We start from the raw sequence: 9,198 nt of genomic DNA, 5'->3' as shown, positions 1-9,198 counted from the left end.
GTTGTTTCGTCGCTTTTCATTATAGGTCATATGGGACTTTTTTTCTACACAAAAATAGGCTCCATAATATTTATAGGAGATTTACCCACTACAAATATTATAGAGCCACTAATAGTTATGGAGGTAAGGTCATGGGCGCTATTATGGAGTTTGCGACAGAAAAACAGATTGAATCCTTTCTTTCAACTTGCCACATTGAAGGACAAAAGAATTTTCTTATGGTCTTTAAGAAAAAGACAAGGCTGAAATCCTTTATTGATTTTTTCGTTATAGGAGGAAGTTACTATGTTCAGTCGAGTGTGAAGCCTAAGATTCTGGCATTCACACCAAAGGGTATCTACTTGATGGACATCAGTGATGTAACTGAAAATCGTTCTAATCAAGTCGTAGAGATACCTTGGAATGATGTTAAAGATTTTACTTATCAGACAGTCTTGAATACAGTTAGGCTGAACTGGAACTATCAAAATGAAGCCTACATTTTTTCTGTGGATGTCGGTCAGATTAGTCAGCATGTGGGCCAATATCAATTTAACAAAGACCATTATGACTATTTAGCCCAACACGATTTCTTTCAGTCGAAATAAAACTCTAGTAATCATGGCTACAAAAGAATCTGGAAGTTTTTCTGGATTCTTTTTTGGCTTTACTCGATAAGTATATAGTTTGAAACTATAACTAGCTCTTGAAAAGAAGAAAATGAGTTGATGAAAATAAGTGGTACAATAGTTACTATAGATTTGGAGGTATTGTATGAGCAAGGAATTACACATTAACACAATTTTGGCCCAGGCGGGTATCAAGTCAGATGAAGCGACAGGAGCTTTGGTGACACCGCTTCATTTTTCAACGACCTATCAGCATCCAGAGTTTGGTAAATCTACTGGATTTGACTATACGCGCACCAAAAACCCAACTCGCAGTAAGGCGGAAGAAGTCTTGGCGGCTATTGAGTCAGCAGACTATGCCCTAGCGACTAGCTCAGGTATGTCAGCTATTGTACTGGCCTTTAGCGTCTTTCCAGTAGGAAGTAAGGTCTTGGCAGTGCGTGACCTTTACGGTGGTTCTTTCCGCTGGTTCAACCAAGTGGAGCAGGAAGGTCGTTTCCATTTTACCTATGCCAATACAGAAGAAGAATTGATTGCCGAGTTAGAGAAGGATGTGGATGTTCTCTATATCGAAACTCCAACCAACCCTTTGATGTTGGAATTTGATATTGAAAAACTAGCAAAATTGGCTCATGCTAAGGGTGCCGAAGTGGTGGTGGACAATACCTTCTATAGCCCTATCTACCAACGTCCGATTGAAGATGGAGCAGATATCGTCCTTCATTCAGCAACCAAGTATCTAGCAGGCCACAATGATGTCTTGGCTGGAGTGGTTGTGACCAATAGTTTAGAACTATACGAGAAGCTTTTCTACAATCTCAATACGACAGGAGCAGTCTTGTCTCCATTTGATAGTTATCAATTGATTCGTGGTCTCAAAACCTTGTCTCTTCGTATGGAACGTTCAACAGCCAATGCTCAAGAAGTGGTTGCTTTTTTGAAGGATTCTCCAGCAGTTAAGGAAGTTCTCTACACTGGTCGAGGGGGCATGATTTCCTTTAAAGTAGCAGATGAAAAACGTATTCCTCATATTTTGAACAGCCTCAAGGTCTTCTCTTTTGCGGAAAGTTTGGGTGGGGTGGAAAGTCTTATTACTTATCCAACGACACAAACTCATGCCGATATTCCAGCAGAAGTGCGCCATTCTTATGGTTTGACAGATGACCTCTTGCGCTTGTCAATTGGGATTGAGGATGCTAGAGATTTGATTGCAGATTTGCGCCAAGCATTAGAAGGATAAGACAAAGATGGGAAAATATGATTTTACAAGCCTGCCCAATCGTTTAGGGCATCATACCTATAAATGGAAAGAGGCGGAAACGGATAGTGAAGTTCTACCAGCTTGGATAGCGGATATGGACTTTGTAGTCTTGCCTGAAATCCGCCAAGCCGTGCAAACTTACGCTGATCAACTGGTCTATGGCTATACTTATGCTAGTGAAGAGTTAATTAAGGAAGTTCAAAAGTGGGAAGCTACACAACATGGTTATCACTTTGACAAAGAGGCTCTTGTCTTTATCGAGGGTGTGGTACCGGCCATCTCAACAGCTATTCAAGCCTTTACAAAAGAAGGAGAAGCAGTTCTGATTAACACACCTGTCTATCCACCTTTTGCTCGTAGTGTCAAGTTGAACAATCGTAGATTGATTACCAATTCTTTGGTGGAAAAGGATGGTCTGTTTGAGATTGACTTTGACAAGCTGGAGAAGGATTTGGTGGAAGATGATGTAAAACTTTATATCCTCTGCAACCCTCACAATCCTGGTGGACGTGTTTGGGAAAAAGAAGTCTTGGAAAAGATTGGCCAACTCTGCCAGAAACACGGTGTTTTCTTGATTTCGGACGAGATTCACCAAGATTTGGCCCTCTTTGGTCACAAACACCATTCTTTCAATACCATTAATCCTGCCTTCAAAGATTTTGCGATTGTCTTGAGCAGTGCCACTAAAACCTTTAATATTGCGGGGACAAAAAATTCCTATGCAGTCATTGAAAATCCTAAGTTGAGACTGGCTTACCAGAAACGCCAGTTGGCCAATAATCAACATGAAATTTCAGGCTTGGGTTATTTGGCGACAGAAGCTGCCTATCGATATGGGAAGGATTGGCTAGAGGAACTCAAGCCAGTCTTTGAAGACCACATCAATTATGTGGTGGATTTATTTGGTAAAGAGACTGAAATCAAGGTTATGAAACCGCAAGGAACCTACTTGATTTGGCTTGATTTTTCAGCCTATGACCTGACTGATGAAAGATTGCAAGAGCTGTTGAGAAATGAAGCTAAGGTTATCCTTAACCGTGGTTTGGATTTTGGAGAGGAAGGAAGTCTCCATGCCCGCCTCAATGTAGCCATGCCTAAACCTCTGTTGCAAGAAGTTTGTCAGCGGATTGTGGCGACTTTTGCCAAACTTTAAAAATCCAGCCTTCTAGGAGAAAAGTCTTCCTAGGAGGCTATTTTCATAGAAGAAAATATGGTATAATAAAAAGATAAGGTAAAGGTAGAAATATGGCTAAATTGATTCCGGGGAAAGTCCGTATCGAAGGCGTTGCCCTTTATGAAACTGGTAAAGTTGACATCATCAAGGAAAAGAATAATCGGCTCTACGCTCGTGTTGCAGAAGAAGAACTGCGCTATAGTTTAGAGGATGATTTGGTTTTTTGTGCCTGTGATTTTTTCCAAAAGAGGGGCTACTGTGTGCACTTGGCAGCGCTGGAGCATTTTCTGAAAAATGATGAGCGTGGTCAGGAAATCTTGCAAAGTCTGGAAGAAGGTCATGAAGAAAAAGAGGCCGTTGAAACCAAGGTAACCTTGGGTGGCAAATTTTTGGACCGAATCTTGCCTCCAAAAACAGAACGTGCCTATGAATTATCGGCTGTGGGGCAAGTGGAAGCAGGAACCAATCATATCTTGTGGACCCTTAGAATCGGGCAAATCAATAGCCAAAAATACTATGTCATTCGGGACATTCCACTCTTTTTAAGGGTTGTCGAGCAGAGAAAACCTTATATGATTGGAAAAACTTATGAGGAGTCTCTGTCTTTGGAAGTCTTTGATGAAGCCAGCCAAGAGCTTCTTACTTTCTTGCGCGGACTAACGGAGGAAGGACTGACTCCAGACCTCTTTTTCCAAAATCAAGGCCGACACCTTTTTTTCCCTCTGACCTTTTTTGAGCAGGGTGTGAATTTACTGATGACCCTGCCCCATTTTCAATTTGACCATCAAGTGGATAGCTACCAAACACTGCTCTTTCAGGATATGAATGCGGATGCCAATCTATTTGCCTTTACAGTAACAGAATACTCGGATTATTTTGAAATGGAAATCAGTGAGAGTCATAGAGTCAATGTCTTTTACCAGGGAGCCGTACTTTTCCATAAAGGACAGGTTTATTTTCTAACAGACCAGCAGATACGTCTTTTCAAGGAAATCAAAGCGTTGCCTTTGGATCAGCATGGAAAGAAATACCTGCAATTTGATAGTAGTGACCGAGATAAGTTGGCTTCTTGTTTAACTCTTTTTAGCCAGATGGGGACAGTTTCAGCTCCAGAACGTTTACAAATCAAAATCTTTACGCCCTCTTTTTACTTTGACAGGGAAGAGGACAATCGGATTCGTTTAGAAATTCAGTTTGATTATGGGGATAGACAGGTATCTAGCCGACAAGAGCTAGAAGAATTGCCATTTTCGAGTGATGCTGACTTAGAAGAAAGAATTTTCCAAGTCTGTTTGGCAGCTGGATTTGAAGCCGATTTTCAATCTTGGCGTCAGGCCTTAAAAGCAGAATCTGTCTATCATTTCTTCCATGATATCATCCCAGTCTTTGAAAAACTCGGGCATGTTGACCTATCAGACAAGTTAGAAGAACTTTATAACCTAGCGAGCCCTCAAGTGCAGATTGCTTCCAAGGGAGGTCTCTTGGAAATCCAGTTTGATTTTCAAGATATTGCCCAAGAGGAAATCGACCAAGCCATGCAGGCCTTGGTTGCCAATCAAGATTTTTACATTGGTTCGTCTAATCAAGTCTACTTTTTTGATGAAGAAACCAAGAAAATTCGCCAAAATCTACAGGAACTGGGGCAGTTTGAATTAAAAGATGGGGCCTTGCAGGCTCGAAAATCCTTGGCCTACAGTTTAGCTCATCTTTTTGAGGGGCGTGACCGTGTTTCTTTTTCACAAGAATTCCAGAATCTGGCCCAGGATTTGACGCATCCAGAGGACTTTCCTTTGCAAGCAACTCAGGTTCAGGCTGATTTACGAGATTATCAGGAAAAGGGAATTCGTTGGTTGCAAATGCTCCATTATTATGGTTTTGGTGGGATTTTGGCTGATGATATGGGACTTGGTAAAACCCTACAGACTATTGCTTTTTTGACCAGTCAAGTGACAAAAGAAAGTCGGGTTTTGATTTTAGCTCCGTCAGGTTTGATTTACAACTGGGCGGATGAATTTCAGAAATTTGCCCCACAGTTGGATGTGGCTGTTGTTCATGGTTTGAAAGCTAGTCGTGAAGAGATTCTTGCTGAGAGTCATCAAATCTATGTGACGAGTTATGCTACCTTCCGTCAGGACAGTGATCTTTATCAGGGGATGGCCTTTGACTTCCTTTTCTTAGATGAAGCTCAGGTCATGAAAAATGCCCAGACCAAGATTGCCCAGACCTTGAGACAATTTGTGGTGCCGTCAGTTTTTGCCTTGTCAGGAACTCCTATTGAAAATCATCTGGGTGAGTTGTGGTCTATTTTCCAAATTGTTATGCCAGGACTCTTGCCAAGCAAGAAAGAATTTATGAAATTGCCAGCTGAGCGAGTAGCTCAGTTTATCAAGCCTTTCGTTATGCGACGCAAGAAAGAAGAAGTTCTGACTGAATTGCCAGATTTGATAGAAGTGGTTTATAAGAATGAACTGGAAGACCAGCAAAAGGCTATTTACCTAGCCCAGTTGCAACAGATGCGAGACCGTCTGGCTCAAGTGTCAGATCAGGAATTTCAGCGAAGTCGTGTGGAAATCTTGTCTGGTCTGATGCGCTTGCGTCAAATCTGTGACACTCCTGCCCTCTTTATGGAAGATTATCAGGGAGCCAGTGGCAAACTGGATAGTCTTCGAGACCTGCTACTACAGGTGGCAGACGGCGGACATCGTGTCTTGATTTTCTCGCAGTTCAAGGGAATGTTGGAGAAAATTGAACAAGAATTGCCAGACTTGGGCTTGACTTCCTTTAAAATTACCGGTTCGACCCCAGCCAAGGAAAGACAAGACATGACCAAAGCCTTTAACCAAGGGGAAAGAGATGCCTTTCTGATTTCCCTCAAGGCTGGTGGTGTCGGTCTGAATCTGACAGGTGCTGATACGGTTATTTTGGTTGACCTTTGGTGGAATCCTGCGGTGGAAGCGCAAGCTATTGGCCGTGCCCATCGGATAGGTCAGGAAGAAACGGTTGAGGTTTATCGCTTAGTAACCAGGGGAACCATTGAAGAAAAAATTCAGGAACTCCAAAAACAAAAGAAACATCTAGTGTCACAAGTATTGGATGGAACAGAGTCACGTGGCAGTCTCAGCCTAGCAGAAATTAGAGAAATTTTGGGAATTTCTGAAGCCAGCACTTGAAAAATCAAGACAATACGCTATAATGAAGTGTTGAAAGGAAATAGAAAATGAGAGAAGAACGATTTCCATTGGTGTCAGATGATGAGATCATGTTGACTGAGATGCCGGTTATGGACCTCTATGATGAATCTGACTTTATCAGTAATATCAAGGGAGAATACCGTGATAAGAATTATCTGGAGTGGGCCCCTATTACTGAAGAAAAACCAGCAAAACCGATTGAAAAGCCCGTAGAGAAACCTAAGAAGGCTGGTTTAGGAGTTAAAAAAGAAGGAAAGAGCTATGCGGAGGTGGCGCGTGAAGAAGCGCGTGCGGATTTGAAAAAGAAGCGCTCAGCAAGTTATCTGACTAAGGATATTACTCCTACAAGGCGCCCTTCTCAGCAACGTTTGGATAGACAGAGCAATCAACCTACCGCGCCTTTCCAAAAGGAAAATCCTGGCGAATTTGTCAAATACAGTCAAAAATTGACCCAGTCTCATTACATCTTGGCGGAAGAAGTGAACAATATTTCGACTCAAGCTGAGCCAAAAGAAACTTCGGGCCCAAAGAAAAACAACTATGATTTTCTGAAAAAGAGCCAAATCTACAATAAAAAGAATCAACAAAAAGAACAAGAACGTCAGGTGGCCCAAGAGTTGAATCTGACAAGAATTACGGAATAGGGGAGAAAACATGTCAAAGACATATCATTTTATTGGAATTAAGGGATCAGGTATGAGTGCCTTGGCCTTGATGTTGCACCAAATGGGGCATAAGGTACAGGGTTCAGATGTTGAAAAGTATTACTTTACTCAACGTGGTCTTGAGCAGGCAGGAATCACCATTCTTCCTTTTGATGAAAAGAATCTAGACGGTGATATGGAAATTATCGCTGGAAATGCCTTTCGTCCAGATAACAACGTCGAAATTGCCTATGCAGACCAAAATGGTATCAGCTATAAACGTTACCATGAGTTCCTAGGTAGCTTTATGCGTGACTTTGTTAGCATGGGAGTTGCTGGAGCGCACGGAAAAACTTCAACGACAGGTATGTTGTCTCATGTCTTGTCGCACATCACAGATACGAGCTTCTTAATCGGAGATGGGACAGGTCGTGGTTCAGCCAATGCCAAATATTTTGTCTTTGAATCTGACGAATATGAGCGCCACTTCATGCCTTACCACCCAGAATATTCTATTATTACCAACATTGACTTTGACCATCCAGACTATTTCACAAGTCTAGAGGATGTTTTCAATGCCTTTAACGACTATGCTAAACAAATTACCAAAGGTTTGTTTATCTACGGTGAGGATACTGAATTGCGTAAGATTACGTCTGATGCACCAATTTATTATTATGGTTTTGAAGCAGAAGGCAATGATTTTGTAGCTAGCGATCTTCTTCGTTCAACAACTGGTTCAACCTTCACAGTTCATTTCCGTGGACAAGACTTAGGGCAATTCCATATTCCAACCTTTGGTCGTCACAATATCATGAATGCGACAGCCGTTATTGGATTGCTTTACACAGCAGGATTTGATTTGAACTTGGTGCGTGAACACCTGAAAACTTTTGCCGGTGTTAAGCGTCGTTTCACTGAGAAAATTGTCAATGACACGGTGATTATCGATGACTTTGCCCACCATCCAACAGAAATTATTGCTACCTTGGATGCAGCTCGTCAGAAATACCCAAGCAAGGAAATTGTTGCAGTCTTCCAACCTCATACCTTTACAAGAACTATTGCCTTGTTGGATGAATTTGCCTATGCTTTGAATCAAGCGGATGCTGTTTACCTAGCCCAAATTTATGGATCTGCTCGTGAAGTAGACCATGGTGATGTTAAAGTGGAAGACCTAGCCAATAAAATCAACAAGAAACACCAAGTGATCACTGTTGAAAATGTTTCTCCACTCCTAGACCATGATAATGCTGTCTATGTCTTTATGGGAGCAGGAGATATCCAAACCTATGAATACTCATTTGAGCGACTCTTGTCTAACTTGACAAGCAATGTTCAATAGGATTTTTCCATGGAAATTCCAATTAAGATCATTCAGGCAAGTAAGTCTGATTTGGCTGAGATAGAGACACTTCAGGCCACATCTTTTCCAGCTGAAAAGCAGCAACCTTCCCATATTTTAGAAGAAAGTATCCGTAAGTCTGCGGATACCTTTCTTCTAGCTAGGGATGAAAATCAGCTGCTAGGCTATGTTCTAGGTGGTCCTTACCCACACAATCCAAAATGTCTAGAAATACATTCTTTAGTCATTGAGTCTGACCATCAGAGACAGGGCTTGGGAACGCTTCTTCTTGCGGCTTTGAAAGATGTGGCAGTTAAGCTGGATTACAAAGCTATTCGTTTAAAGAGTCCGGATGAGTTGCTTTCCTATTTTGAAATGAACGGTTTTATTGATGAAGAAGAGACAGATTCGCTTTATGCAGCTAGTCAAGGTTTTAATATGATTTGGTTTAATCTCTTTTTTTAGGAGGCAAAATGGAAATTAGGAAAGCAAGATTAGAAGATTTGGATCGTATCGTTGAGATTGAACTAGAAAATTTCTCGATTGAAGAAGCCATTCCTCGCTTTGTTTTTGAAGCACATTTGCGAGAAATTCAGACCTCGTTTCTGGTTGCAGAAAAAGAGGGCAGAATCATGGGGTATATAGAAGGGCCAGTTGGACCATACCGCCATCTGCAAGACCAGTCCTTTACAGAGGAGATAGAAGACCATAGTCATGAACCTGGTGGTTATATCTCTGTGACCTGTCTTTCTATTGCCGAGGAGGCACAGGGCCTTGGACTTGGTCAGAAATTACTAACAGCCTTGAAAGAACTGGCTCTTGAATACGAAAGAGAAGGCATTAACCTAACCTGTCATGACTATCTCATCGCCTACTACGAAAAACATGGATTTGTCAATGAAGGCCAGTCTCAGTCAACCTTTGCAGGGGAAACTTGGTATGATATGGTCTGGGAAGCTAAAAAATAAGCTAGAA

At 41.7% G+C, this 9,198-nt stretch carries 8 protein-coding genes; all 8 read left to right on the top strand.

The window, feature by feature from the left end:
- Positions 1 to 131 precede the first annotated feature (131 nt).
- Positions 132 to 587, top strand: a complete 456-nt coding sequence (locus M1F55_RS03965) for a hypothetical protein (protein ID WP_247947320.1) — start codon at positions 132 to 134, stop codon at positions 585 to 587.
- A 166-nt stretch (positions 588 to 753) separates the two neighbouring features.
- Positions 754 to 1,848, top strand: a complete 1,095-nt coding sequence (locus tag M1F55_RS03960) for a cystathionine gamma-synthase (RefSeq protein ID WP_247947319.1) — start codon at positions 754 to 756, stop codon at positions 1,846 to 1,848.
- 7 nt (positions 1,849 to 1,855) lie between these two features.
- Entirely contained in the window at positions 1,856 to 3,022 is a 1,167-nt protein-coding gene (locus M1F55_RS03955) for a MalY/PatB family protein (protein ID WP_247947318.1), read from the top strand.
- A 92-nt stretch (positions 3,023 to 3,114) separates the two neighbouring features.
- Positions 3,115 to 6,213, top strand: a complete 3,099-nt coding sequence (locus M1F55_RS03950) for a pilus expression-regulating Snf2 family helicase (protein ID WP_247947317.1) — start codon at positions 3,115 to 3,117, stop codon at positions 6,211 to 6,213.
- A 47-nt stretch (positions 6,214 to 6,260) separates the two neighbouring features.
- On the top strand, positions 6,261 to 6,878 hold the full coding sequence (locus tag M1F55_RS03945; RefSeq protein ID WP_223340475.1) for a divisome accessory protein ZapJ: 618 nt from the start codon (positions 6,261 to 6,263) through the stop codon (positions 6,876 to 6,878).
- A 10-nt stretch (positions 6,879 to 6,888) separates the two neighbouring features.
- Positions 6,889 to 8,223, top strand: a complete 1,335-nt coding sequence (murC, locus tag M1F55_RS03940) for a UDP-N-acetylmuramate--L-alanine ligase (RefSeq protein WP_247947316.1) — start codon at positions 6,889 to 6,891, stop codon at positions 8,221 to 8,223.
- A gap of 9 nt (positions 8,224 to 8,232) precedes the next feature.
- Positions 8,233 to 8,688 carry a GNAT family N-acetyltransferase gene (locus M1F55_RS03935; RefSeq protein WP_247947315.1) on the top strand — a complete coding sequence of 152 codons (456 nt, stop codon included), beginning with the start codon at positions 8,233 to 8,235 and terminating at the stop codon, positions 8,686 to 8,688.
- A gap of 8 nt (positions 8,689 to 8,696) precedes the next feature.
- Positions 8,697 to 9,191, top strand: a complete 495-nt coding sequence (locus M1F55_RS03930) for a GNAT family N-acetyltransferase (protein WP_247947314.1) — start codon at positions 8,697 to 8,699, stop codon at positions 9,189 to 9,191.
- Positions 9,192 to 9,198: the final 7 nt, after the last annotated feature.

The organism is Streptococcus mitis, assembly GCF_023109235.1.
In the GTDB taxonomy this organism is placed as follows: Bacteria; Bacillota; Bacilli; order Lactobacillales; family Streptococcaceae; genus Streptococcus; species Streptococcus mitis_DA.
The sequence above is the reverse complement of the archived record's forward strand: the minus strand, read 5'-3'. Positions and strand labels throughout refer to the sequence as shown.